We start from the raw sequence: 21,062 nt of genomic DNA on the forward strand, positions 1-21,062 counted from the left end.
TCTCCAGCTCCGGCCCTTCGGCCCATCGCACCCTTCGGCCAGTCGCACTCCCCGAGTGGCGATATGCGATGGTTCGTAGAACCGGAGCAGGAGCACCGGAGGTGCGGCATCCAATGGGAAGCCGTTTCACCCTCAATGTCCGGGATGAGGGTCAGATGGCAGATTCATAGGGAGTAAGCGCTCCGATTAGGGTATGCCGAAGGTTCGGAGATCTTTTTGGGACGACCTCCTCCATAGCCCGAAACGCTCCCACCTGAGCCCACAAAATCCAATTGTTTAAGAAAAGGAAGTGGATTCAGTTCCCCGGCACCATCCGTTCGAGGTCCTCCTCGACCGTCGCGATCCCCCTGATCCCGAAGTTCTCGACGAGCACTTTCAGGATTCCGGGCGAGACGAAGCCCGGGAGGCGGGGGCCGAGGGTGATATCCTTGACGCCGAGCGAGAGGAGGGCAAGAAGGACGAGCACCGCCTTCTGCTCGTACCAGGCGATGTTGTAGGAGATCGGGAGGTCGTTGATCCCGACGGCGAAGGCTTCGGCGAGGGCCTGGGCGATGACCACCAGGGAGTAGCAGTCGTTGCACTGGCCGGCGTCGAGGACGCGGGGGATGCCGCCGATATCGCCGAGCCCGAGGCTGTTGTAGCGGTACTTCGCGCATCCGGCGGTAAGGATGATCGTGTCCGCCGGGAGGGCCTTGGCGAACCGGGTGTAGTAATCCCGCCCGCTGTACCGCCCGTCACAGCCGGCCATCACGAGGAACCGCTTGATGGCGCCGGACTTCACCGCACCGACGACCGCATCGGCGATGGCGAGGACCGGGGCGTGGGCGCATCCCGTGACCAGGTCGCCGCGGGAGAGATCCGCCGGGGGCTTGCAGCGCTTCGCGTGCTCGATCAGGGCCGAGAAGTCCTTCTTCCCGTCCGGCGACGCGCCGATGTGTTTCAGCCCCGCATACCCGACGAGCCCGGTGGTGTAGACCCGGTCGCGGTAGGAGTCCTTCGGGGGGACGAGGCAGTTCGTCGTGACCAGGACCGGGCCGTTGAACCGCTCGAACTCCTCCCGCTGGAACGGCCAGGAACCGCCGTAGTTGCCGACCAGGTGAGAGTGCTTTTTGAGGCCCGGGTAGCCGTGCGCCGGGAGCATCTCACCGTGGGTGTAGACGTCGACGCCTGTCCCCGCGGTCTGTTCGAGGAGGTCGGCGAGGTCCTTGAGGTCGTGGCCGGTGACCAGGATGCCCGGTCGCGCACCTGCGGCGGTGCCGACCGTCGTGATCGCCGGCGTCCCGTAGGAGCCGGTGTTCGCCGTATCGAGGAGGGCGAGGACCTTCACGCCGACTTCGCCGCACTTCAAGACGTAGCCGACCATCTCGTCGACGGAGAGGTCCTGCAGCGTGGCGGCGAGGCCCTCCTGCATGAAGGACATGACCTCCTCGTCCTCGTAGCCGAGGACGGCGGCGTGATGCGAGTAGGCGCCTATCCCTTTGAGCCCGTAGACAAGGAGGTCGCGGAGCGACTGGAGATCCGGATCAGCGTTCTCCCGTGCGGCGACGATCTCCTGCGCCTTCGCCGCGATGGCCTCAGGGCTTGCCGGGGCCCAGGTGCAGGCCGCAGGCTCCGCATTCCCGGCGGGGGGGAGAGCGTCGCGGATGCAGGCGGCCTCCTGGATCGCTTCCTCAAACCGCGCGGGGTCGAAGTTCACGTTGGTCAGGGTCGCAAAGAGGCTCTCCGCAACGAACCTCCCTGCCCCCGGGTTCCCGCCGCCCTTCTTCATCGCCGCGAGGTTCCGTACCGAGAGCCCCTTGAGGGTGTAGATCAGGACGTCCTGGAGCCCGGCGGTCTCGCCCTCCTTGCCGCAGACACCGCGTACGGTGCAGCCAAGGCCTTTTGCCGTCTCTTCACACTGGTTGCAGAACATTCATGTCACTCCATGATATCTTTTTGATACAAGGTATCTGTTAGATACTAAGGTATAAGGAGGAGAAGGTTTCTCTAATTATACCATGCAGAGCGTCTGCACGGTCAATCGGACCGTCAAGTATCTCGGAAAGAAGTGGATGTTCCTGATCATCCTCGAACTCTACAAAGGAGACGGTTACACCCGGCGGTTCACCGAGGTGAAGGAGCGGCTCCCGGGGATCACGGCGAAGGTCCTCTCGGCCCGCTTAAAGGAACTGGAGGAGGAAGGCCTCGTCGAGAAGCACGTGGAGGCCGGAACCGTCCCCGTCAGAAGCGAGTACACCCTCACCGCAAGCGGGCTTGGACTCGTCGAGGTGATCAAGGATATCAAGCGGTGGGCGCTCCGGTGGAAGATCGAGAACCGGGCATGCGGGGCGCAGGACTGCCACGACTGCGTGTTGTGACGGCCGCGGGCCGGGAACCGGCCCTTCGTCCGTCCGGGTAAGGAGCTGGGGAGAAGTCCCCATAACGCTCAGATGATCCCCATCTCCGAGAGCCTTTTTGGGAGGTACTCCTTCGTCACGAAGTCGAGCCCCCGGCTCGCGAACGCCTGCTGTTCCGACTTCAGTTTCATATCGAGCTGCAGGTTGATCTGGGTGCGCCAGTAGTCGGTTGCAAACCTGGGGTCTGTCAACTCTGCTTTCAGTGCGTTGATGTCCTGCTCCGTGAGGTGGTCGGCGGGGAGGTTGTAGTCGGAGATGTCGGAGGGCTGCACCCCGATGAACTGCGCCTGGGGGGTCGCCAGGATATCCGACATGTGGGCGCTCTTGATAGAGCCGTAGGCGACGCTCGCGTAGATCCGGTAGGACCAGGGGTCGCCGTCGGTGAAGACGACCACGGGAAGGTTGAGCGAGTCGTTGAGACGCCGTAAGACCCGGCGCGTGGAGCGTGCCGGCTGCCCCTTGAGGTGGACCAGGATCGCCCCGTACTCCTCGTCGAACCCGTTCTCCATCAGACGGGCGTACATACCGCCAGTCTCGATGGCGATGACGAACTTCGCGTCGTGGTCGACGAAGTCGAGGTTATCGACGTTGTTCGGGATGGGGTAGCCCGCCTCCCCGACGTCCTCCTGGCAGTGCATCTCCTTGACGCCCCGGCGGGTGGTCTCCCGGATCCGCAGCGGCCCGAAGAGCGAGGCGCCGTCCTCCTCCGGCCGGAGGTGGAACGCCTCCCGCTGGACGTCGGTGATGATCTCGAGATCCTCGATCAGGAGGTTGCTCTCGTCCTGGGCGGTGAACTTCGCCTTCTTCCACCCTTCGGAGATATAGTAGAGTTCTCTCAAGGTCGACGACCGGTTCTCCACGAGCTGCTGCTTCAAGAACCCGATGAGATAGGCCATCTTCAGGATATGGACTGCTCCTTTCTCGTTCGTCGCCGCCCGGGTGCTCTCCTTCTCGCCGTACTTCCAGACCTCGCCTTCGTCGTCGTAGGCGAGATTTCGTTTCGTCCGCGTCGGCAGCCGGATATAGGGCACGACACCGTCCCGCATCTGGTCGTACCATCCACGGGCGATACCAACGAGCCGCTCCTTTGCCAGCGCATCCATCTCTTCCCTAGACATCGAGATCCACCACCACTTTCACGTTATCCTCCACGCCGCGCAGATCGACCGAACCGTCGCCCGATCCCGTGTAGACGATCTGCCAGGCCTCGCCGGCGCCAAGGGTGCGCCGCCAGACCTTGTTGTACTCCCCGTCCATATTGTCGACGAAGTCCGGCCGGGGCACCGCGTCCGCGGCCTCATCGCGGGAGAGGTTGTAGAGGACAAGGGGGACTTCCTTCGCGGTGTAGTTGTTGACGTCGATACAGACCTTCCCGTCGACCGTCCGCTTCTTCGCGACGACCTTGCGCATGATCTTGCCCTCGATCGGGGAGGTGTCGACGAGGGGGAGTTCCACGATCTCGCTCACCTTTGCGGCGATATCGGGGATGATCGAGCATATCGCCCGGGCGCGGTTGTCCTGCTGCTTCGTTTTGTCCCGGCGGTAAAGGTAGGTCTTGAGTTCCCGGCCGAGTTCCTGGAGGACGAGGACGATCTCGCGCTCGATCTCCGGGATGGACGCGACCGCGTCCTTGCTCTCGCTCGTGAAGGGGACGTTCGTGGACGCCACGTGGACCATGATGAGCATCGGCCCCATGGGAAGGCCCTGCTGCGAGAGACCGTAACCCTTCCAGTTCACCTGCGAGACACAGTTCGTGATCGCGCAGGCGCCCTGCTGGTAGAGGAGGGGGACGCGGTTTGCGAACCGGAAGAGCTGGGCGGTACCTTCGGGGGGAACCTTGCCGCCGTAACCGATCGCCGCCTCGATGATGAACGAGTGCCCGCCGTAGACCGCGCTCGGCCGGGTGCGGGCCTTGACGAAGTCGAGCTGGATCTCCTTCTCAAGCCCCCGGCAGATCAGGTCCTCCCCGATGGGGGAGAGGCACTGCTGCGCCGGCGGGGCCGGAACCTTCACGGCCTGCATCGCTTCGAGGAGCCTCTTCAACTCGTCGGCATCGAGTTTGTTCACCTTCCGTGAGGGTTTGAGTTTGGCGAGCGCGATCATCTCGTCTGCGGTCTTCTTCCCGACCCGGGAGAAACTGCCGACGAGGAACTCCTCGACGGTCCCGGTGCTCGCCGCCGCGATCCGTTTCAGCGCCCCGAACTCGATCCCGTGCGGGTGGGGGAGAATGGGTTTCGGGCAGGGCGGGACCTCGCCCGATACCCGTTCGAACGTCGTCACCTCGCCGTCGATATCGGCCGTTATCCGGGCATGCGGGTTGACGATCGCCGTCAGGCGGAGGTAGTCCGCCAGCCGCTTCTTCGCGGCGAGGGTGCTCTTGAACTGGATCTCGATCCGTGTCCCGTGCGTCCGGTCCCAGTCGATCTCCTCGTGGCTGACGATCTCCGGCTCGTTCGTCTCGGTCTTTATCATCAGTTCGAACCGGTGCGCTCTCGCCTTCGCCCCCGTCCGGGAGACGACCAGCGTCGGGATGCCGGTGGTGAGCTGCGCGTACAGCACCGCCGCCGATATCCCGATACCCTGCTGCCCGCGGCTCTGCCGGATCTGGTGGAACCTGGACCCGTAGAGGAGTTTTCCGAAGACCAGGGGGACGTTCTCCGGCACGATGCCGGGGCCGTTGTCCTCGACGGTTATCCGGTAGACCTCGGCGTCGACCCTCTTGATGCCGACGAAGATGTCGGGGAGCACCTCCGACTCCTCACAGGCGTCGAGGGCGTTGTCCACCGCTTCCTTGATGGTGGTGATGATCCCGCGCGTCGGGGAGTCGAAGCCGAGCAGGTGCTTGTTCTTCTCGAAGAACTCCGCGATGCTGATGCTCCGCTGCTGCTTCGCCAGGTCTTCAGCAAGCACCATGCCGCGCTACCTCAGCGATGGCGTCCTCGAGGCTCCTCTCCTGCTGCTCGCCGGAGTGGAGGTCCTTGAGGGTCACCGTCCCCGCCTCGACCTCGCGCTTCCCGAGGACCGCGGCGAAGTCTGCGGTCTTTGCGGCGTGAGCGAGCTGGGCGCCCATCCCCCGCCCCATCAGGTCGGCCTCGGCCCGGATCCCCGCCTCCCGGAAGGCCCGGGCGACCTCGAGCGCCCGCGCCCGTCCCTCCGGCGTGCAGACGACGCCGACGACGGGTTCGTGCGCGAGCGTAAAGTCCCCGATCGAGACCATGACACGGTCGAAACCGATAGCAAACCCGCAGGACGCGACGTCGTCGCCGCCGAAGAGGTGGGCGAGCCGGTAGGTGCCGCCGCCGAGGATCTGGTTCTCCGCGCCGAGGTTCTTCGCGAACCCCTCAAAGACCATCCCGGTGTAATAGTCGAGCCCCCGGGCAATCCCGAAGTCGGGCCGGTAGTCGATGTTCTGGGAGTCGAGGAGCGAGAACGTCTCTTCGATCCGCGCGCGCTCCGGGACGTCGCCGGCGACCTCGAAGACCTCGGAGACGGTGCGGCACTCTCCGAGCGCCGCGAGGGGCTCGGCAAGGTGGGTAAGGTTCTTCTCGACCAGCGCCGCCTCGAGCCCTTGCGGGTCGTGCTTGTCGAGGTAGGCCATGATCGCCCGCTGGTCGCCGGGGTCGAGCCCGGAGAGGAGATGCTTCATCGGCGCGAGGTGGCCGACATGGAGGTCGAAGGTGACGCCGGTCGACCGGAGGGTGTCGTCGGCGAGCATGATCACCTCGGCGTCGGCGGATGGAGTGTCCGCCCCGATCAGCTCGACGCCGAACTGCCAGAACTGCCGGTAACGGCCTTTCTGGGGGCGCTCGTAGCGGAAACAGTCGGCGAAGTAGCACCAGCGGATCGGTTTCGGGAGCACTTTGCCCTCGTTGACGTACATCCGGAGCACCGCCGCGGTCACCTCGGGCCGGAGCGTCAACTGCCTGCCGCCCTTGTCCTCGAAGACGTACATCTCCTGGATGATCCCTTCGCCGGACTTCATTGTGAAGAGTTCAAGGTTCTCGAAGTCGGGTGTGCAGACCTCCCGGTATCCCCACCGGCGGGCCGCTTCCCGCATCCGCCGCTCGATCAGCCGCCGCCGTTCCATCTCGTCGGGTAAAAAGTCCCGTGTTCCCCGTGGTTTTTGAAGCATTCGGTATTCTCCTGAATTAAAGTCTCTTGCGCGAACCCTTATCATTTATGCGCTCCGCACTGCCGAAAAATCGCTTGCGGGCACCCTCGCCGTGCAGCCAGACGTTCTCCCTCTCGACCCGGCCCTGGAGATAGAGGGCTAAGAGAACCAGCCCGAGGCCGAGGTACTCCCACGCTTCGGCGTATGCGGTCACGAAGAAGCCCAGCAGGGCAAGCGCCGTGAAGGGAACCCCGAGGTACGCCGCCTTCCGGTATCCGGCAAGGCCTGTACGGGAGAATATCCGCAGGTCGCGGAGCCACAGGAAAGCGGTGACGGCAACGCCGAACCCTGCGACGTAGGCAAGATAGGACATGAGATGAAGTAATATTATACTTCCACCCCTATTTTTGTTATCGAACTATGCTGCCGAATGCCACCATCAAGGACATCCTCCGGATGTATCGTAACGACGAGGTATCTGAGGACGAGGCGGCGAACGCCCTCGAAGGGCTCCGCATCGAGGTTATCGACGGCATGGCCCGGATCGATGCCGGGCGGAGCGTGCGCTGCGGGATGCCCGAGGTGGTGCTCGCCGAGGGTAAGGAGCCGGAGGCGTTTGCCGGGATCATGCTCGCGCAGGTGAAGGCTGCCGGAAGGTGCATCGCGACGAGGGTCTCGGCGGAGCACCTCGATGCCCTGCGCGCCCGGCTGCCGCCGGAGGTCCGGATGGAGCACCGGGAGGCGGCACGGGCGGTCGTCCTCTCGACGGGGGAGGGGCCCGTTCCCCGGCGGGGAACCGTCGCCATCCTCACGGCAGGGACGTCCGACATCCCCGTTGCCGAGGAGGCGAGGCTGATCGCCGAGGAGATGGGGTGCGAGGTCAGGACAGCCTACGACGTCGGGGTGGCGGGGATTCATCGCCTCTTCTCGGCGCTCCGTGACCTGATCCCGGCCGACGTCTTCGTGGTGGCCGCCGGGCGGGAAGGGACGCTCCCCGCGATCGTCGCGGGGCTGGTCGACCGCCCGGTGATCGGCGTTCCCGTGAGCACCGGCTACGGCTACATGGGCGGCGGCGAGGCGGCACTTGCGAGCATGCTCCAGGCATGCTCGGTGCTTGCGGTCGTGAACATCGATGCCGGGTTCACGGCAGGCGCGTTCGCCGCGCAGGTCGCACACGGGGGTAACCGGGAATGAGCAGGGGTTTCTACGTCGGACGATTCCAGCCCTACCACAACGGGCACCAGTCGGTGCTGGAGCGGATAGCCAGCTCTGCCGACGAGATCGTCATCGGGGTGGGGAGCGCCCAGATCTCCCATACCGTGGCGAACCCCTTCACGGCAGGGGAACGGGTGCTGATGCTCACCCGGTCGCTCGCCGACCTCGACTGCCCGTTCTACGTCATCCCGATCGAGGACGTCCAGCGCAATGCTCTCTGGGCCGCCCACGTCCGTTCGATGACCCCGCCGTTCGATACGGTCTACTCGTCGAACCCTCTCGTCATGCAGCTCTTCGCCGAGGCCGGGGTCGACGTTCAGTCGCCCGATATGTACGAGCGGCTGACGCACTCCGGAACCGTCATCCGGCAACGGATGCTCGACGGCGAACCCTGGGAGCACCTGGTTCCCCCGGCCGTGGTGGACGTCATCCGCGAGATCCACGGCGTGGAGCGGCTGCAGCGGATCGCGGGGAGCGACTGATGGGCGGAACCCTGATGAGTAAGCCCGTCCTAATCGGATGAATCATGTTCAAGCAACTGCGAGACCTCTTCCGGCGAACCGAACCGGAGGAAGGGAGCCTGAAACTCTCGTTCGACGGCCTTCCCGCGTGGCTCGACGCCCGCGAGGAGGAGATCGGGCGCGAACTCTCCGGTGCGACGAATCCGTCGCGCGAGGCGATCCGCGGCATCCTCGATCACCTCAGGGAAGCGGTCGCCGGGATGGAGACGGCCGAAGGCGACGGGGAGGTTCACCCCCGGCTCCGCGACATCTCCAGGAAGGCGCTACCGGGGTTCACGAAGTCCATGACGCAGATCCTCTCCCGCGATCCTTCCGGCGACCCCGAGACGTTCTACGCGACCGCCGCCGAGATCCTGAAGGGCTCGCTCAAGGCGCTGAAGGGGCAGGGGAAGTACCTCTCCTCCGTCTACCCGGACGAGATGAAGGAGGTGCGCGCAGCCGTCAAAGACCTGGGGCGGGAGGTCAACACGATGACCGAGGCAATCGGTCGGGCGCGCGCCGACCGGCAGCGGGTGGAGGACGTGCGGGAGTCGCATGCGTCCATCGTCCGGATCCGCGAGGAGTACGCCGCCGCCGACGGCCAGATGCGGGATTACGGGGCGGCGCTCGCGGAGGCGGAGAGCGCGATCCACAAGGCGGAAGAGGAACTTGCCGCCCTCAAACAGCGCCCGGACTATGTCCGCAAGCAGGAGATCGAGGAGAAGATCCGGGCACTCGACGCCACGGACAGGGAGGCCGGACGGGAGATGGCGACTCTCCTGACCACCGCCACCCACGTCTTCCGGAAGGGCGGGAAGGTAGCAGAAAAGACGGGGGACAGCACGGCTGCCGCGGCAATCGACCGGACGCTCGACGCATATGCGGACGATGGAAAAGACCCGGTCGGCCCGACCGAAGAGGCGATGCCGGTCGTTCTCGCCATGATCGGGCAGGGGGATCTCCCCCTCAAGAACCAGGACGAACTCCGCCTCTTCTCCGACGCCGAAACCCTGCCCGCCGCGATGAAGCGGGCGCTGGAGCAGCAGCAGGACGTCCGGGTGAAGCGGGCGGCAGAGCAGGAAGCCCGGGCCGCGCTCCTGGTGGTGGTCGAGGAGCAGTGCCTCGAGACCGCGCTCCCGGGACTGCGCCGGGAGGCCGAGGCAAAGGCCGCCGCGAAGGGGCGCGCGGAGAGCCAGCGGGAGACGCTGCAGGCTTCGTATGCTGCCGAGGGCGAGAATCTCCGGTCACGCACGGCTGCACTCGCCGGCCGGGATACGGAGGTCGAGGTACCCGAACTTCCGTCCCCCTGATCAGCGAGACGCCGCTCCCACCGGGCGAAACCCTGTTTACCCTCTGCGCATAATTATGGTACAAGGACGGTCGATGACGAACAACGCCACAACACCCGGAACAGAGCCACGCCTCTGGTTAGCAGTCCCTGCAGTCTCGTTTCTGGGAATCGGGATCGAACTGCTGCTCGCATCCGTCGCCTTTCCCTATGCCGTCTGGGCAGGTGTCGCAGGATGCGTGATCGCTTCGTGCATCCTCTGCTACCAGGCCTACCACAAACCCCGGCGGGATCTCGTCTCGCTCTTCACGCCGCTCTTCGCACTTCTCATTCTGGTCATACCCAATGAGATCAGTTCGGGCGGCGTAATCGTGCAGGCGGTCTTCGCGGCAACGATCACCTTCCTTGCAGTTCGGGTAGAGAAAGTGTTTAACGCGCCGAAACTACAGGAGAAGACAATGAAGCAGATGTTAAACGAATATATCGACCGGGTCGGCCCGCTCCTCGCCCGGATAGACGAGGAGACCGGCCATCTGGTCGCACAGTCCCTGCTGACGTATAAGTTCGGGCTTTATCCGAACGCGATGGAGAAGAGCACGGAGGCGCTTGCCCGGCTCGACGCGATCACCCCGCGCCCCGCTCTGCTGGAGCGTGCACTCCTGATCCTCAGGGAGCGTGCAGGCGGTTTCGCCGACTCAAGGGTGACGACGAATCCTGAGCATGTCTTCACGGAGGAGGACTACGACGATCTCGCCGTCCGTCTCTCGAAGGACCAGGTCGATGACCCGACCGTTCTCGACCTCGACAACGCGCTGATCCTGCTCTACGTCGTCGGGATCGAGACCTCCCCCGACGACGAGCAGGCGCTGGAGGAGCACCAGCGCTTCATCATCCAGATCCTGGAAGGGTATAAAGAGAAACTGACCCGATGAGCGGGCTGACCGAGGGGATCTCCTCCGCGGTCTCAGTACGATAGCGGTGCCTACTGTTGCCGGGGCGGCATATGCCACGGTCATATCCTGGAGCGAACCGGGACGCCGCTCCTTTTTGGGTTTCTATTCTGTAAGGGTCTTCTTGTAATTCCCGCCCAATCCTCCGGAGCGAGCCAGAACTCCACTTTTTCTCCAGCATCTTTCCATACAGTGGACCATGGGGATATCGCTATTGGGGGAGGGGCTGTCTCTACCTCATACAGATCTTCTCGTAGCCCCCACCCCGCCCGCGCCTCCGGCGCTCCTCCCCCGCCCACGAGGGGCGGGGGCAGTGTATGGCGATAGCCGGTGGAAAGCCGTGCACGGTTCTTCTCCCGAGTCTCCTCGGGCAGTGGACCGTGGGGATATCGCCATTTGGGGAGGGGCTGTCTCTACCTGATTCGAGGATACTGTCAGCCCCCACCGCCCGCGCTTCGCGCTCCTCCCGCCCCCAAGGGGGCGGGCAGTGCGTGGCGATTGCTGGTGGAAAGCCGTGTACGGTTCTTCTCCCGAGTCTCCTCGGGCAGTGGACCGTGGGAGTATCGCCATTGGGGGAGGGGCCGACGGGGAGGGGCCCCCCCCCCCCCCTGTCTCTACCTTGTAAGACCTTCCGGTAGCCCCCACCCCACCCGCGCCTCCGGCGCTCCTCCCCCGCCCCCGGGGGCGGGGGCAGTGCATGGCGATACCCCCACGAAAGCCGTAACCCCCACGCAAGCCGGGACACCGCACTTTCTCCAACATCTCCCCGGACGGTGAACCTCGGGAGTATCGGCGTTTTCTCTCCGTCCTCCCGATAGAGCAAAATGTGGCCTTCGCTGCTTCGCGCGAGACACTGAATGAGATTGCCGCTAAGGGCGGGATGGCCGGGGACCGCTAAAAGGAGGAGCCTGCATCGAGATACCCCCAGGTAGCCGAATGGCCGTCTCCGGGAAAAAATATCAGAGTGAGTCCAGGCTGATCCCGCTGAACTCGTCGGCGACCGCATTGATGTCTTTCACGCCGAACGCGGTCTGGACGGTGGCGAGTTCGAGGTCGCGCGCCACGTCGCACATATAATCGATGATATCGACCGAGAGTTCCCGCTTCTGCCTAGACTTGCGGAGCTGGTCCACGAGGAACGTCATCCTCTCGGGGGACTCCATCCGGAGCTTGGCGAGGCTCATCACGCACATGTAGATCCGGGTCAGGTTCCTGTCCGTTCCGGTGATGGTGTCGAAGAAGTTCCGGAGGACCTGCGCCTGGTAGACCTCGCCGCTCATGATGATCGAATATTCCTCAAATCCATATAAAAGTCTTCCGATTTGTACCGGTGCTCCGGAGATGCCGGTTCGCTCCCCGGGGCACGGGGAAGGGGCGGTCTCTCCCCGTGCACAGGAACTCACTTCCGGACGCTGACGATCTTGATGATGTCGCCGTTCTTCAGTTCCTGAGTATCCTTGATCCGCATCCCGGTCTTTGCGTCGATGGCGTACAGGAACCCCTCGCCGATATCGGTGTGAACCTGGTAGGCGAGGTCGCGGGAGGTCGACCCGCGCTTCATGAGGAACGCGTCGGGGAGAACCCTGCCCTTGCCGTCGGTGAGTTTATGCTCGTCCTCGACCGGGAAGACGACGATCCGGTCGAGGAGGGTGAAGACCGCGGCGTCCAGCGCCTTCTGAACGCCGGTGCCGTCGAACTTCTGCATGAACTCCGCGACCTTCGCGAGCCCGGCACGCTGCGCGGCGCTGAGGTTCGCCCCGGGGTTCTCGATGAAGTTCCGGTCGCCGGGGAGGTAGCGGACGAACTTCCCCTCCGCGGCCATCCGGAGCGCAAGCTCGCCTGCCGCGCTCGCAAAAATGACGTCGTGCTTCGCAAGCCGCTCAAGGCACCCCTCCGGCGCCAGGTCGGCCTTGTTCCCGACGATCAGCATCGGTTTGCTGATCGCCATCAACTCACGGCAGAACCGGATCAGGTCTTCTTCCCCCGCCGTCCGGAGTTCGATCCCGACCGCCCCGGTAGCGTCGCGGACGTGCTCGTAGGTGATCCCGAGACCAGCAAAGACCTCGGCAATCGCCGCCGCGAGGGAGAAGTCCCTCGCCTGAGCCTGCCGCAGGAGTTTCGCCCAGTTACGCGAGAGGATGCCGTACATCCACATCGACATCTCGTACTGGAGAAACTCGATATCCTTTATGGGGTCGCGCGAACCGATATCGATCGGGTTCCCTTCGGCATCCGTCGACCCGCTGGCATCGACGACCTGGATGACGGCGTCCGCCTGCCGGAGGTTGTCGAGGAACTGGTTGCCGAGCCCCCGCCCGAGGTGCGCCTCGGGGACGAGGCCCGCCACGTCGATCAGCCCGACCGGGATGAACCTGACCCCGTCCCGGCAGTTCTCGCATGGAACCTGCATCTCCCGGCACGGGCAGGCTGTCCGGACGTACGCGACGCCGTGGTTTGCGTCGATGGTCGTGAACGGATAATTGGCGATCTCCGCCTGGGCAAGGGTCGCTGCCCTGAAAAACGTCGATTTCCCACAGTTTGGTTTTCCTGCAATGGCCAGTGTGATCATGAGAACTCCTACCGCACCGTTCGGCTGAGAGTAGTGTTGGGCCATCCACCATTTATCACCTTCTTTCCCCGCCGTAGCGACCCCGGCCGTTCCGTTGCAGCCCCAATCATCGGTACGGGAGATTCAATTAGGAGCAACGACAACATGACTGCATGGGCTTCGTAACCCGGAATACCTACTACTTCGATGCGCCGGGTGGAGAGAACACTCGCGACGCCGCCCGGTTCGCCGTCGAGCGGGCGCGGGAACTCGGCGTCAAAAAGATCGTTGTCGCGAGCAGCAGCGGCCGGACGGCGCTTGCCTTCCGGGATGCAATGGCGGGAACGGACCTCGAACTGATCGTCGTCACCCACGCGGTCGGGTTCTCAAAGCCCGGCGAGTGGGAGTTCTCGCCGGAGGCAGCCGGGACTCTCCGGGCGGAGGGCGCGAAGATCGTCACCGGCACGCACGCGCTCTCCGGGCTCGAGCGCGCGATATCCCGCTCGCCGAAACTCGGCGGGAGTTCCCGCACGGAAGCAATCGCCGAGGCATTGCGGCGGACTGTCGCGGTCGGCCTGAAGGTCGCGGTGGAGTGCGTCCTCATCGCGGCGGATCAGGGAGCGGTCGGCGTCGATGAAGAGGTGGTCGCGGTCGGAGGCACTGCGACCGGCGCCGATACCGTCTGCGTCATCCGTCCCGCGCATACCGCAACGTTCTTCGACCTGCAGGTGCGCGAGATCGTCGCCATGCCGAGGAACCGGTGAACATGACGCTCGAATCGGTCACCGGTGCCGCCGGACTCCTCCGGCAGCACCCCGTCCTCTGGTCGGTCGGCCTCGTCATGGGCGCTCTCGCGGTTCTCAACCTCGTCATCCCTATCTACGGCGGGGCGTTCTACACGGAGCCTCTGGCGCTCCTGCAGGTTCTCGTGACGCCGTTTTTAGCCGGCGGCGTCTACGGCACGATCCGTGCGGAGAACTTCTCCGTCGGCGAGTTCGTGCAGTCGGGGAAGACCTACTACTTCCGGATACTCCTCCCGGCGCTGGTCATCTTCTTCGCGGTCATCCTGACCATCATTCTGCTCGCGATACCGCTCGCGCTCATCGGTGCCGGAGCCGCCGCAACCATGGCTCCGCTCCTCCTCGGGGTCATCCTCTCGATCGCCTTCTTCACGTTCTTCTACGACACCGTGGCGGTCTTTGAAGAGACGGGCGTCTTTGAGTCGATCCGGCGGAGCATCGAGTTCGTCATGAACAACCTCGGCAGCGTTCTCGTCTTCTACCTGACAAACATCGTCGTCTTCGCGGTGCTCGGCTTTTTGGCCCTCTTTGCCTGGACGGCTCTCCTCCTGGAGAAACTCGAACCGCTCACCACCATGAGCCCCGACGAACTCCAGGCTGTGATGCCGGAGGATCTCCTCGCGCTCATCGGGACGGAGGGGATATGGATCACCGCGATCGTCTATGCCGTCGTGATCGTGCTCTTCTCGGTCTTCCTCTACGCCTACAAGGCGAGTTTCTTCAGAAACCACGCGGGCGTCTCCCAGATGCAGCAGGGAGAGTACGACGAGAAGGGGCGCTGGTATAAATACTGACGTGGCCGGAGAGGCGTTTTATTCTTTTTTTCCTCGTGCCCGATTGATAGAGTGAACCGTGGAGACGGGGACAACTCGCACCTGACGGTGCTCATGCTCCGGTTCTACGAACCCTCGCACCCCCACCACCGATCACTACCCATAAAACCCCTCGCGGCTAACGCCTCTGGATGAAAGTGATGGTCGGGGGGACGTTCGATCCCCTGCATGCCGGGCACCGGAAACTCCTCTCCCGCTCCTTCGAGCTTGCCGGGCCCGATGGAGAGGTGATCATCGGGTTGACGACCGACGAGTTTGCCGGTGCAAAGGTGCACCCCGTCCACACCTACGAAAAACGGCTTGAGAACATCACGTTGTTTATCCGCGAACACGGCTACACCGCAACGTGGACGGTCGAACCGCTTGCCGACCGCTACGGCAGCGCCATCGTTGCGGACTTCGATATCCTCGTCGTCTCCGAGGAGACCTTCCCGGTCGCCGTGGAGATCAACGAAATCCGGCGCGAGCGCGGGAAAAGAAAGGTGGACCTTCACGAGATCTCGTGCGTCCTCGCCGAGGACGGCCGGCGGATCTCGAGCACCCGTATCTGCCGGGGCGAGATCGACCGGCACGGACGCCTGATCAGATGATGTGGTTTGCGATATCGTCCTTGATCAGCCAGTCGCAGTAGAGGCAGTGCAACCCCTTGTCGAGCACCTCGAACGTGCTCGCGACAGGCTCGTTCGTGTTCGTGATGCAGCCGGGGTTCGGGCACCTGACCACGCCCCGGAGGATCTCCGGGATCTCCACACCCTTCTTCTCCACGACCTTGTAGTCGCGGATGATGTTGATCTTCGCATGCGGCGCAAGCAGGGCGATCCGGTCGACCTCCTCCGTCCGGAGCTCGCGGTTCTCGATCTTGACGATATCCTTCTTCCCCATCCGCTTGCTCTCGACGTTCGTCGCGATGCTCAGGCATTCCCGGGTCGACCCGGTGATACCGAGGATCCGGAGCACGTTCAGCGCCTCGCCGGCCGTGATATGGTCGATGACGGTGCCGTTCTTGATGGGGCTGACGAGCAGCCCTCTTGAGGGATCTTTCCGGCTCATCTCATCACCTCGTGGAGGAGCGCCATCCTGACGGGGACGCCGTTCCTCGCCTGCTCGAAGTAGCGTGCGTACGGCGTGCGGTCCACCGCCGGGTCGATCTCTCCCGCGCGCGGGAGCGGGTGGAGGATCATCAGCCGCTCTTTCACGCCGTCGAGCAGGTCGGTCGTGATCCGGTAACTGGACGCGACGTTGTAGTAGGATGCCGAGTCCGGGAACCGTTCGCGCTGGATCCTCGTCACGTAGAGGACGTCGAGTTCCCGGATCGCCTCCTCGACGTTCGGGTGCTCGACGACCTCCATGCCGCGCTCCCGGAGTTCAAGGGCGATGTTTGCCGGCATCTCGAGCCCCCCCGGTGCAATCGTGTGCAGCGTGACGCCGTAGAGGGAGAGGGCAAGTGCGAGCGAGTGCGCCGTCCTGCCGTAGCGGAGATCCCCTAAAAGCCCGACGTCGATCCCGTCGACCGGCATCGACTGCCTGATGGTGTAGAGGTCGAGCAGCGTCTGGCTCGGGTGCTGCCCCGCGCCGTCGCCGGCGTTGATGATCGGCACCGAGGCGAACTCGCTTGCGAGCCTGGCCGCCCCCTCTTTCGGGTGCCGGAGCACGATGGCGTCCACGTAGCTGCTTATCACCCGGATGGTGTCTGCGAGCGTCTCTCCCTTGACGATGGAACTCGCCTCCACGGAGTCGACGCTGATCGACTTTCCGCCGAGCCGGGCCATCGCCGTCGCGAACGACATCCTTGTCCTGGTGCTGGGCTCGAAGAAGAGAAGCGCAACGAGTTTTTCGTCAAGCATTCCGGGCCGATAATTGCCGGTATCGAACTCCTGCGCCCGGTCGAGCAGGTAATCGAGATCGCTCCTTTCAAAATCGCGGATCGAGATAATGTGATACATCGTGCGGCTACCTTCCGGGGCATTTGATCCGGCACGGGAGCCCGGATTATTCCGCCCCTCTTCTCTCCTGCATAATGGTTCGCCGCGCACCCACTAAATACCTTTTTTTCGGGTGCGTGGGTCTACCCCCATGACAACCTTTCTCATCTCCGCCCGCCTCATACTACCATCTGGAGCTGGAGCACATGTCTGAGGAGAATGTAGAGTACGCGCCTGAGGTCTGCTGCCACTGCGAGGGGGCCGGGTGCATGTACTGCAACAAAAAAGGCACGGTGATGGTGCCGCAGCCATCGCAGAGGTGCAGGCACTGCGATGGGGACTGCTGCATCTATTGCGGCTATACCGGGTGGGAACACCCGCTGAAGGAATGAAACCCCCTATCTGGCAGAGTTCGTTGGCGGCATGATAATGGGGCCTCCTCCGCATGGGGGTGGATATGGCGCCCCTTCGTCAGGATCACGTTCATCCCCCGCAATGTACCCTGCTGGAGGTGGGTTAACATGACCACGTCGTACGCTGCAGGGACTGGGCGCTCGCCCTCCCGTAACCCTGCAACAGTCGATCAACCACCTTTCTCGTCTGTTCACGAACTGCTTCAAGGGTCTTGGCCGGATCCCATGGTGGGTAATGGTATTATAAAGCACGATAGTGTTCTGGGCTGTGGTGAGGACCATGATGTTTGTGGCTACTCTCGTACATACGCCTGAACTCTGTCTTGCAAGGAAGGAATTCATTCCTGAAACCAGGCTCTGGATCGATGGAATGGAGGATTCAGCGAAAAAACTCGGTGTAAAGGTTCACGGAGCGTATTCCTGTCCAACTGAGCATACGCTCTACTTTGTACTCGAATCGGACGACTTCAAATCTATTACCGCATTCTTCTCAGGCATAATGCTTACCAATAATAACGGGCGAATATCCCCTGTAAATCCTATCAAAGTATCCGCTGAAATTCTTATCAAGTGAAGCGGGTGCTCCTTTTCGGAAAAAGAACGAATTTTATTTTTCACCCGCTCTCGCCCTGTCCACGCCATGTCCTGATCGCATCACACCCCTGACTCCAGTCAGGGGCAGTTCACTTTCTTGCGACCGTGATGTAGCCGCTGTGGCCGACCCGGGTCGACGGCCGGGTTCCCCGGGCGGAGCGCGTCAGTTCCCGTTCCATGCACTCGTAGCAGTGGACGTCGCGGAAGAGCGGCGCTGCGGCGTCGAGCGCGACGAACGTGTGTTCGAGGAACGGCGTGTAGCAGGAGAGATAGCCGCCGGGCGAGAGGAGCGAGAAGGCGTGCTCCACGTGTGCCGGCGTTATCGTGAGGTCGAGGTGCACGACGTCGAACTCGCCGGTCGCTTCGAGCATATCGGCAGCGACCACCTCGACGTTATCGAGGCGGGCGTTTCGGATGTTCTTCTCCGCGAGCCGGGCAAACTCCGGCCGCACCTCGTAGGTCTTCACGCTACGGGCAATGCTCCCGAAGTAGATTGCGGCGACGCCGCTCCCGGTTCCGGCGTCGAGGACATGGTCGTCGCGGTTCATCCCCGTGTAGGCGATCACCATGCCGATGTCCTTCGGGAGCATAGGCGCGCCGCTCCGTTTTGCGTGGACGAAGAAGTCGGTTGGCCGGGGGCGCAGCACGGTGAACGGGATCTCGAGGTGAGTCCGGATCTCTTCTCCCGGGTTCATGCCCACGAGCGCCGATAGATCGATCATCCCCCGGTCGGTGGAGAACTTTCCTTCGCCCGCCGTCACGAAGTACTCGCGGTCATTGCCGACGAGCAGAAGACGTTCGCCGGTCTCGATCATTGCTGCGCGAGTTTCAGGATCGCTTCGGCGATGTCGCCGCGGGTCTCGACGAGCGCCGCCCGTGCGGCCTCCTCGGTTGCCCCGGCCTGCGATGCGACGAGGGCAACGTCGTCGTCGGGGATCTCCGGGACGGCCTCCTCGAACCGGGCCTCCCCCGTGAGCTGGTAGGTGGTGGTCCCCTGCATGGTGGTCGCAACGACCTGGGCATCGTCAAAGACGTAGTTTCCCGCGGGAGTGTAGATGACGACCTTCTCGACGCCCTCGATCTCCTCCATCTCCATGCCCATCTGCTTCATCATCTGCTTCATCTTTTTCGGGTTTATCTTTCCTGGAAACATTCGGAACCTCTCCCCTGCCGTACTTTTACCGCTACACCGTAATTAAATGCCAGCATCTCCCGCCCGGAGAGCAGGGCCGCTCCGGTGGCGAGGAGGACGTCGTCGCCGGTCACCACCAGCACCTCGTCTCCTGCACGGATGCCCTCGTCGGCAGCGACGACGTGTTTCGCCATCGCGTTCTTCCCGTCAGCGACGAACGGCGCCACGTCCTCCTGCACCGCCACCCGGTAGGCCGGGGAGGCGAGATGGGCGGCAAGGCGCTCCGCTGCGGCTATCCCGAGGGTCAGGCGGCCGTCCTGCGCGCGAACGGTCGCAAGCCTCTCCTTTCCGAGGCGCACCTGGCGGATGCGCCCGGTCGTCGAGAACTGGAAGGCGCACTCGTCGGGGAAGATCGCGGCACCGGCTCCTGCGCCGAACTGGAAGTCAGCTATCGTCCGGATCCGCCGAAGCGAACTGTCGTTTGAGTATTCGGTTGACACCATCAACAAACTCCTCTTCTGTATCGTGGGGGATGAATGCTCCGGCGGCGATCCGGTGCCCGCCGCCTGCGCCGCCGACCTCTGCCGACGCCTCGATGAGCGCCTCGCAGAGATCGACCCCGCGGCCGAGCACCCACTCGTTCGTCCGCATCGAGACCTTCGTCACCTCCGGCTCGTCCACCATCGCGGCGAGCACCATCATGGGCTTCTTCCAGTTCAGTTTGGAGAGCGCCATGCCTGCCCCGATCCCGACGATGGTGTCGGGAAAGCGGTTGCCGGTGTGGACGTACTGGAGGTGGGACAACTCGGTCACGCCGGTATCGAGGATGTACTGGAGCAGGTCGCGGATGACCGTCCGGTGGTGGGCGAGCATCTGCTCAGCGTCGCGATAGGCCTCCCCGCGCTCCCCGTGGCAGATGCTGCTCCCTATCCGGGGTTTTGCCCACCGGCCGCAGGCGTTCAGGAGGGTGGCGTACTCGGAGGCGTTCCGGAGCGGCGTCCGCTCCGGTTCGTCGGGGAAGATGTAGGTCTCGGCGAGCAGGCGGTCGGTCTCCCTCCCGTGGGCGATGAGTTGCTGGGCAAGGGCGCTGATGATCGTGCGCCGGTCCTCGAACGGGAGTTCTTCCCAGACGAGCCACCCGCCCCGCGGGTTCTTCAGTTCGACGCCGAGCCGCTCGAGGAACCGGAGTGCTGCGTTCGTGTTGTTCGAGATCCCGTCGATATAGGGGTCGTCGCAGTAGCCGAGGCAGACGTGGAGCGGGCGGGTGGACGTCCCGTAACAGTTCAGGTCGCGGCCCCGCACGAGGATGTTGCCGTACTCCACGCCGTCCTGGACGATCTCGCGTGCCGGACCGACCAGCCCGCAGTTCTCGCGGGCCATCATGTCCCCGACGTTCCCGATGACGGCGAGTTTCGCGAGGTCGATGTTCGTGGAATCGAGCGCCTTCGCGACCAGATACGCGATCCCGGCGGCGCTCATCCGGGTGATGCCGTAGTCAAGGCTGTTCACCTGGGGGTAGGCCGTGCCGGAGGGCTGGCCGACATGGTGGTCGAGGATCAGGACTTCGTCCGCGCAGAGACCGTGTTCCTCAAGAAGGCTCTGCTGCCCGGCCCCGAGGTCGGCGAAGAGTTTCAGGGAGCTGTCCTTCGGGACGTGGCGCATCGCCATCGGTTCGAGCTGGCGGACGAAGACCGATTCGACCGGCTTCTGCTCGCGGGCAAGCGCCTGCGCAAGGATCGCCTCCGTGCTGATGCCGTCGGCGTCGATGTGGGAGACGATCGTCACCGACTCCGCATCACCGATGATATCCGCCGCTCTCCGCAGATCGTTCTCGAAGCCCATCTCCATAGTAGTGCGTCGTGAAGTGTCAATAAAGCATGGGGGTGCGGAGAGGGCGAAGGTTTGGGGAGGTCGGCGAAATGGAGAACTGGAGCATGAGTGGCTTGAGTCTTCAAACGACGGACCATGTAACCCGCACCCACTGGTGCTTACATTCCTCCCGGTTGCACATGCCCTTACACGGATTCCCACCGGATATCGCCACTGGGGGAGGCGGCTCGCGGGGAGGGGGGAGCATCCCCCCTCCCCTGTCTCTACCCGGTAAGGCTCTTCCTGTGACCCCCACTCGAAGACCTTCGGTCTTCTCAAACTCCGGACGTCCCGTCCGTCGCACCCCGCCCGGCCTTCGGCCTCCTCACCCGCACCTTCGGTGCTCATGCTCCGGCCCTGCGGCCCATCGCACCCCTCCCCAGGGTGCGGGGGCAGTGCGTGGCGATAGGCGATGGTTCGTTACGCAACTGATCGGAGGCCGGGAGCGTGGGCACCGTGAGGCGCGAAGAATCGGAGCCGGAGAAAACCTG

Annotated in this window: 23 protein-coding genes; 10 read left to right on the forward strand and 13 right to left on the reverse strand. The window is 63.7% G+C overall.

Going from position 1 to position 21,062, the window contains the following annotated elements:
* Window positions 1-295: 295 nt before the first annotated feature.
* Window positions 296-1,912 carry a hydroxylamine reductase gene (gene hcp / locus MchiMG62_RS09380; protein ID WP_221056730.1) on the reverse strand — a complete coding sequence of 539 codons (1,617 nt, stop codon included), beginning with the start codon at window positions 1,910-1,912 and terminating at the stop codon, window positions 296-298.
* Between the two features lie 85 nt (window positions 1,913-1,997).
* Between hcp and MchiMG62_RS09385 the strand changes: the two genes are divergently transcribed.
* Complete coding sequence (locus MchiMG62_RS09385; RefSeq protein ID WP_221056731.1) at window positions 1,998-2,357, forward strand: winged helix-turn-helix transcriptional regulator; 360 nt, start codon at window positions 1,998-2,000, stop codon at window positions 2,355-2,357.
* Window positions 2,358-2,425: 68 nt separating this feature from the next.
* On the opposite strand, the gene MchiMG62_RS09390 is transcribed toward MchiMG62_RS09385, so the two are convergent.
* From MchiMG62_RS09390 to MchiMG62_RS09405, 4 genes are read right to left on the reverse strand one after another with little or no spacing between them, the layout of a single operon-like run.
* Window positions 2,426-3,514, reverse strand: a complete 1,089-nt coding sequence (locus MchiMG62_RS09390) for a DNA topoisomerase IV subunit A (RefSeq protein ID WP_221056732.1) — start codon at window positions 3,512-3,514, stop codon at window positions 2,426-2,428.
* The gene (locus MchiMG62_RS09395) at window positions 3,507-5,309 is read right to left on the reverse strand and encodes a DNA topoisomerase VI subunit B (RefSeq protein ID WP_221056733.1); all 1,803 of its coding nucleotides are present in this window, start codon (window positions 5,307-5,309) and stop codon (window positions 3,507-3,509) included. Before MchiMG62_RS09395 ends, MchiMG62_RS09390 begins: the two co-directional genes overlap by 8 nt.
* The gene (gene hisS / locus MchiMG62_RS09400) at window positions 5,296-6,528 is read right to left on the reverse strand and encodes a histidine--tRNA ligase (protein WP_221056734.1); all 1,233 of its coding nucleotides are present in this window, start codon (window positions 6,526-6,528) and stop codon (window positions 5,296-5,298) included. The genes MchiMG62_RS09395 and hisS overlap by 14 nt, the downstream gene beginning before the upstream one ends.
* 16 nt (window positions 6,529-6,544) lie before the next feature.
* Window positions 6,545-6,880 (reverse strand): ABC transporter permease, encoded by a 336-nt coding sequence (locus MchiMG62_RS09405; RefSeq protein ID WP_221056735.1) that lies wholly within the window; start codon window positions 6,878-6,880, stop codon window positions 6,545-6,547.
* 47 nt (window positions 6,881-6,927) lie between these two features.
* On the opposite strand from MchiMG62_RS09405, the gene larB reads away from it, so the two are divergent.
* Genes larB through MchiMG62_RS09425 form a run of 4 tightly spaced genes read left to right on the forward strand, consistent with a single transcriptional unit; the run spans window position 6,928 to window position 10,442 of the window.
* A complete protein-coding gene (gene larB / locus MchiMG62_RS09410) occupies window positions 6,928-7,701 on the forward strand; it encodes a nickel pincer cofactor biosynthesis protein LarB (protein ID WP_244987667.1) in 774 nt (257 codons plus the stop codon).
* On the forward strand, window positions 7,698-8,204 hold the full coding sequence (locus MchiMG62_RS09415) for a nicotinamide-nucleotide adenylyltransferase (RefSeq protein WP_221056736.1): 507 nt from the start codon (window positions 7,698-7,700) through the stop codon (window positions 8,202-8,204). The genes larB and MchiMG62_RS09415 overlap by 4 nt, the downstream gene beginning before the upstream one ends.
* 44 nt (window positions 8,205-8,248) lie before the next feature.
* Window positions 8,249-9,532 (forward strand): hypothetical protein, encoded by a 1,284-nt coding sequence (locus MchiMG62_RS09420; protein WP_221056737.1) that lies wholly within the window; start codon window positions 8,249-8,251, stop codon window positions 9,530-9,532.
* Between the two features lie 55 nt (window positions 9,533-9,587).
* A complete protein-coding gene (locus tag MchiMG62_RS09425) occupies window positions 9,588-10,442 on the forward strand; it encodes a hypothetical protein (protein ID WP_244987668.1) in 855 nt (284 codons plus the stop codon).
* 977 nt (window positions 10,443-11,419) lie between these two features.
* Here the strand turns inward: MchiMG62_RS09425 and MchiMG62_RS09430 are convergent.
* Window positions 11,420-11,740: a hypothetical protein gene (locus MchiMG62_RS09430; RefSeq protein WP_054848245.1), complete on the reverse strand. Its 321-nt coding sequence runs from the start codon at window positions 11,738-11,740 to the stop codon at window positions 11,420-11,422.
* A 119-nt stretch (window positions 11,741-11,859) separates the two neighbouring features.
* Window positions 11,860-13,029 carry a redox-regulated ATPase YchF gene (locus tag MchiMG62_RS09435; RefSeq protein ID WP_221056738.1) on the reverse strand — a complete coding sequence of 390 codons (1,170 nt, stop codon included), beginning with the start codon at window positions 13,027-13,029 and terminating at the stop codon, window positions 11,860-11,862.
* Window positions 13,030-13,181: 152 nt separating this feature from the next.
* Between MchiMG62_RS09435 and MchiMG62_RS09440 the strand changes: the two genes are divergently transcribed.
* The 3 genes from MchiMG62_RS09440 (at window position 13,182) to MchiMG62_RS09450 (ending at window position 15,231) form a co-directional block, all read left to right on the forward strand.
* Window positions 13,182-13,772 carry a pyruvate kinase alpha/beta domain-containing protein gene (locus MchiMG62_RS09440; protein ID WP_054848243.1) on the forward strand — a complete coding sequence of 197 codons (591 nt, stop codon included), beginning with the start codon at window positions 13,182-13,184 and terminating at the stop codon, window positions 13,770-13,772.
* 2 nt (window positions 13,773-13,774) lie between these two features.
* A complete protein-coding gene (locus MchiMG62_RS09445) occupies window positions 13,775-14,602 on the forward strand; it encodes a DUF7847 domain-containing protein (protein WP_221056739.1) in 828 nt (275 codons plus the stop codon).
* 170 nt (window positions 14,603-14,772) lie between these two features.
* Window positions 14,773-15,231 (forward strand): phosphopantetheine adenylyltransferase, encoded by a 459-nt coding sequence (locus tag MchiMG62_RS09450; RefSeq protein ID WP_221056740.1) that lies wholly within the window; start codon window positions 14,773-14,775, stop codon window positions 15,229-15,231.
* Here MchiMG62_RS09450 and pyrI read toward each other — a convergent pair.
* Together pyrI and pyrB are read right to left on the reverse strand one after the other, a co-directional pair.
* On the reverse strand, window positions 15,224-15,691 hold the full coding sequence (gene pyrI, locus MchiMG62_RS09455; protein ID WP_074370564.1) for an aspartate carbamoyltransferase regulatory subunit: 468 nt from the start codon (window positions 15,689-15,691) through the stop codon (window positions 15,224-15,226). The two genes, MchiMG62_RS09450 and pyrI, sit on opposite strands and share 8 nt — an antisense overlap.
* Window positions 15,688-16,584, reverse strand: coding sequence for an aspartate carbamoyltransferase (gene pyrB / locus MchiMG62_RS09460; protein ID WP_221056741.1), 897 nt, complete (start codon window positions 16,582-16,584; stop codon window positions 15,688-15,690). The genes pyrI and pyrB overlap by 4 nt, the downstream gene beginning before the upstream one ends.
* Before the next feature lie 185 nt (window positions 16,585-16,769).
* Here pyrB and MchiMG62_RS09465 point away from each other — a divergent pair, with 185 nt between their 5' ends.
* Both MchiMG62_RS09465 and MchiMG62_RS09470 read left to right on the forward strand, forming a co-directional pair.
* On the forward strand, window positions 16,770-16,955 hold the full coding sequence (locus MchiMG62_RS09465; RefSeq protein ID WP_221056742.1) for a hypothetical protein: 186 nt from the start codon (window positions 16,770-16,772) through the stop codon (window positions 16,953-16,955).
* Between the two features lie 289 nt (window positions 16,956-17,244).
* Window positions 17,245-17,550, forward strand: coding sequence for a hypothetical protein (locus tag MchiMG62_RS09470; RefSeq protein WP_243670424.1), 306 nt, complete (start codon window positions 17,245-17,247; stop codon window positions 17,548-17,550).
* A gap of 109 nt (window positions 17,551-17,659) precedes the next feature.
* Here the strand turns inward: MchiMG62_RS09470 and MchiMG62_RS09475 are convergent, their stop codons facing one another.
* From MchiMG62_RS09475 to recJ, 4 genes are read right to left on the reverse strand one after another with little or no spacing between them, the layout of a single operon-like run.
* A complete protein-coding gene (locus tag MchiMG62_RS09475; RefSeq protein ID WP_221056743.1) occupies window positions 17,660-18,385 on the reverse strand; it encodes a methyltransferase domain-containing protein in 726 nt (241 codons plus the stop codon).
* Entirely contained in the window at window positions 18,382-18,723 is a 342-nt protein-coding gene (locus MchiMG62_RS09480; RefSeq protein ID WP_221056744.1) for a nascent polypeptide-associated complex protein, read from the reverse strand. The genes MchiMG62_RS09475 and MchiMG62_RS09480 overlap by 4 nt, the downstream gene beginning before the upstream one ends.
* The gene (locus MchiMG62_RS09485) at window positions 18,705-19,205 is read right to left on the reverse strand and encodes a PUA domain-containing protein (RefSeq protein WP_221056745.1); all 501 of its coding nucleotides are present in this window, start codon (window positions 19,203-19,205) and stop codon (window positions 18,705-18,707) included. The genes MchiMG62_RS09480 and MchiMG62_RS09485 overlap by 19 nt, the downstream gene beginning before the upstream one ends.
* Window positions 19,147-20,544, reverse strand: coding sequence for a RecJ family nuclease (recJ, locus tag MchiMG62_RS09490; RefSeq protein WP_221056746.1), 1,398 nt, complete (start codon window positions 20,542-20,544; stop codon window positions 19,147-19,149). The genes MchiMG62_RS09485 and recJ overlap by 59 nt, the downstream gene beginning before the upstream one ends.
* Window positions 20,545-21,062 lie beyond the last annotated feature (518 nt).

Source organism: Methanoculleus chikugoensis (assembly GCF_019669965.1).
Taxonomy (GTDB): Archaea; Halobacteriota; Methanomicrobia; order Methanomicrobiales; family Methanoculleaceae; genus Methanoculleus; species Methanoculleus chikugoensis.

What these genes read in the sequence shown, in the direction of transcription:
- hcp (WP_221056730.1), bottom strand. Translation starts at nt 1,912, where the DNA reads ATGTTCTGCAACCAGTGTGAAGAGACGGCAAAAGGCCTTGGCTGCACC.
- MchiMG62_RS09385 (WP_221056731.1), top strand. Translation starts at nt 1,998, where the DNA reads ATGCAGAGCGTCTGCACGGTCAATCGGACCGTCAAGTATCTCGGAAAG.
- MchiMG62_RS09390 (WP_221056732.1), bottom strand. Translation starts at nt 3,514, where the DNA reads ATGTCTAGGGAAGAGATGGATGCGCTGGCAAAGGAGCGGCTCGTTGGT.
- MchiMG62_RS09395 (WP_221056733.1), bottom strand. Translation starts at nt 5,309, where the DNA reads ATGGTGCTTGCTGAAGACCTGGCGAAGCAGCAGCGGAGCATCAGCATC.
- hisS (WP_221056734.1), bottom strand. Translation starts at nt 6,528, where the DNA reads ATGCTTCAAAAACCACGGGGAACACGGGACTTTTTACCCGACGAGATG.
- MchiMG62_RS09405 (WP_221056735.1), bottom strand. Translation starts at nt 6,880, where the DNA reads ATGTCCTATCTTGCCTACGTCGCAGGGTTCGGCGTTGCCGTCACCGCT.
- larB (WP_244987667.1), top strand. Translation starts at nt 6,928, where the DNA reads ATGCTGCCGAATGCCACCATCAAGGACATCCTCCGGATGTATCGTAAC.
- MchiMG62_RS09415 (WP_221056736.1), top strand. Translation starts at nt 7,698, where the DNA reads ATGAGCAGGGGTTTCTACGTCGGACGATTCCAGCCCTACCACAACGGG.
- MchiMG62_RS09420 (WP_221056737.1), top strand. Translation starts at nt 8,249, where the DNA reads ATGTTCAAGCAACTGCGAGACCTCTTCCGGCGAACCGAACCGGAGGAA.
- MchiMG62_RS09425 (WP_244987668.1), top strand. Translation starts at nt 9,588, where the DNA reads ATGGTACAAGGACGGTCGATGACGAACAACGCCACAACACCCGGAACA.
- MchiMG62_RS09430 (WP_054848245.1), bottom strand. Translation starts at nt 11,740, where the DNA reads ATGAGCGGCGAGGTCTACCAGGCGCAGGTCCTCCGGAACTTCTTCGAC.
- MchiMG62_RS09435 (WP_221056738.1), bottom strand. Translation starts at nt 13,029, where the DNA reads ATGATCACACTGGCCATTGCAGGAAAACCAAACTGTGGGAAATCGACG.
- MchiMG62_RS09440 (WP_054848243.1), top strand. Translation starts at nt 13,182, where the DNA reads ATGGGCTTCGTAACCCGGAATACCTACTACTTCGATGCGCCGGGTGGA.
- MchiMG62_RS09445 (WP_221056739.1), top strand. Translation starts at nt 13,775, where the DNA reads ATGACGCTCGAATCGGTCACCGGTGCCGCCGGACTCCTCCGGCAGCAC.
- MchiMG62_RS09450 (WP_221056740.1), top strand. Translation starts at nt 14,773, where the DNA reads ATGAAAGTGATGGTCGGGGGGACGTTCGATCCCCTGCATGCCGGGCAC.
- pyrI (WP_074370564.1), bottom strand. Translation starts at nt 15,691, where the DNA reads ATGAGCCGGAAAGATCCCTCAAGAGGGCTGCTCGTCAGCCCCATCAAG.
- pyrB (WP_221056741.1), bottom strand. Translation starts at nt 16,584, where the DNA reads ATGTATCACATTATCTCGATCCGCGATTTTGAAAGGAGCGATCTCGAT.
- MchiMG62_RS09465 (WP_221056742.1), top strand. Translation starts at nt 16,770, where the DNA reads ATGTCTGAGGAGAATGTAGAGTACGCGCCTGAGGTCTGCTGCCACTGC.
- MchiMG62_RS09475 (WP_221056743.1), bottom strand. Translation starts at nt 18,385, where the DNA reads ATGATCGAGACCGGCGAACGTCTTCTGCTCGTCGGCAATGACCGCGAG.
- MchiMG62_RS09480 (WP_221056744.1), bottom strand. Translation starts at nt 18,723, where the DNA reads ATGTTTCCAGGAAAGATAAACCCGAAAAAGATGAAGCAGATGATGAAG.
- MchiMG62_RS09485 (WP_221056745.1), bottom strand. Translation starts at nt 19,205, where the DNA reads ATGGTGTCAACCGAATACTCAAACGACAGTTCGCTTCGGCGGATCCGG.
- recJ (WP_221056746.1), bottom strand. Translation starts at nt 20,544, where the DNA reads ATGGGCTTCGAGAACGATCTGCGGAGAGCGGCGGATATCATCGGTGAT.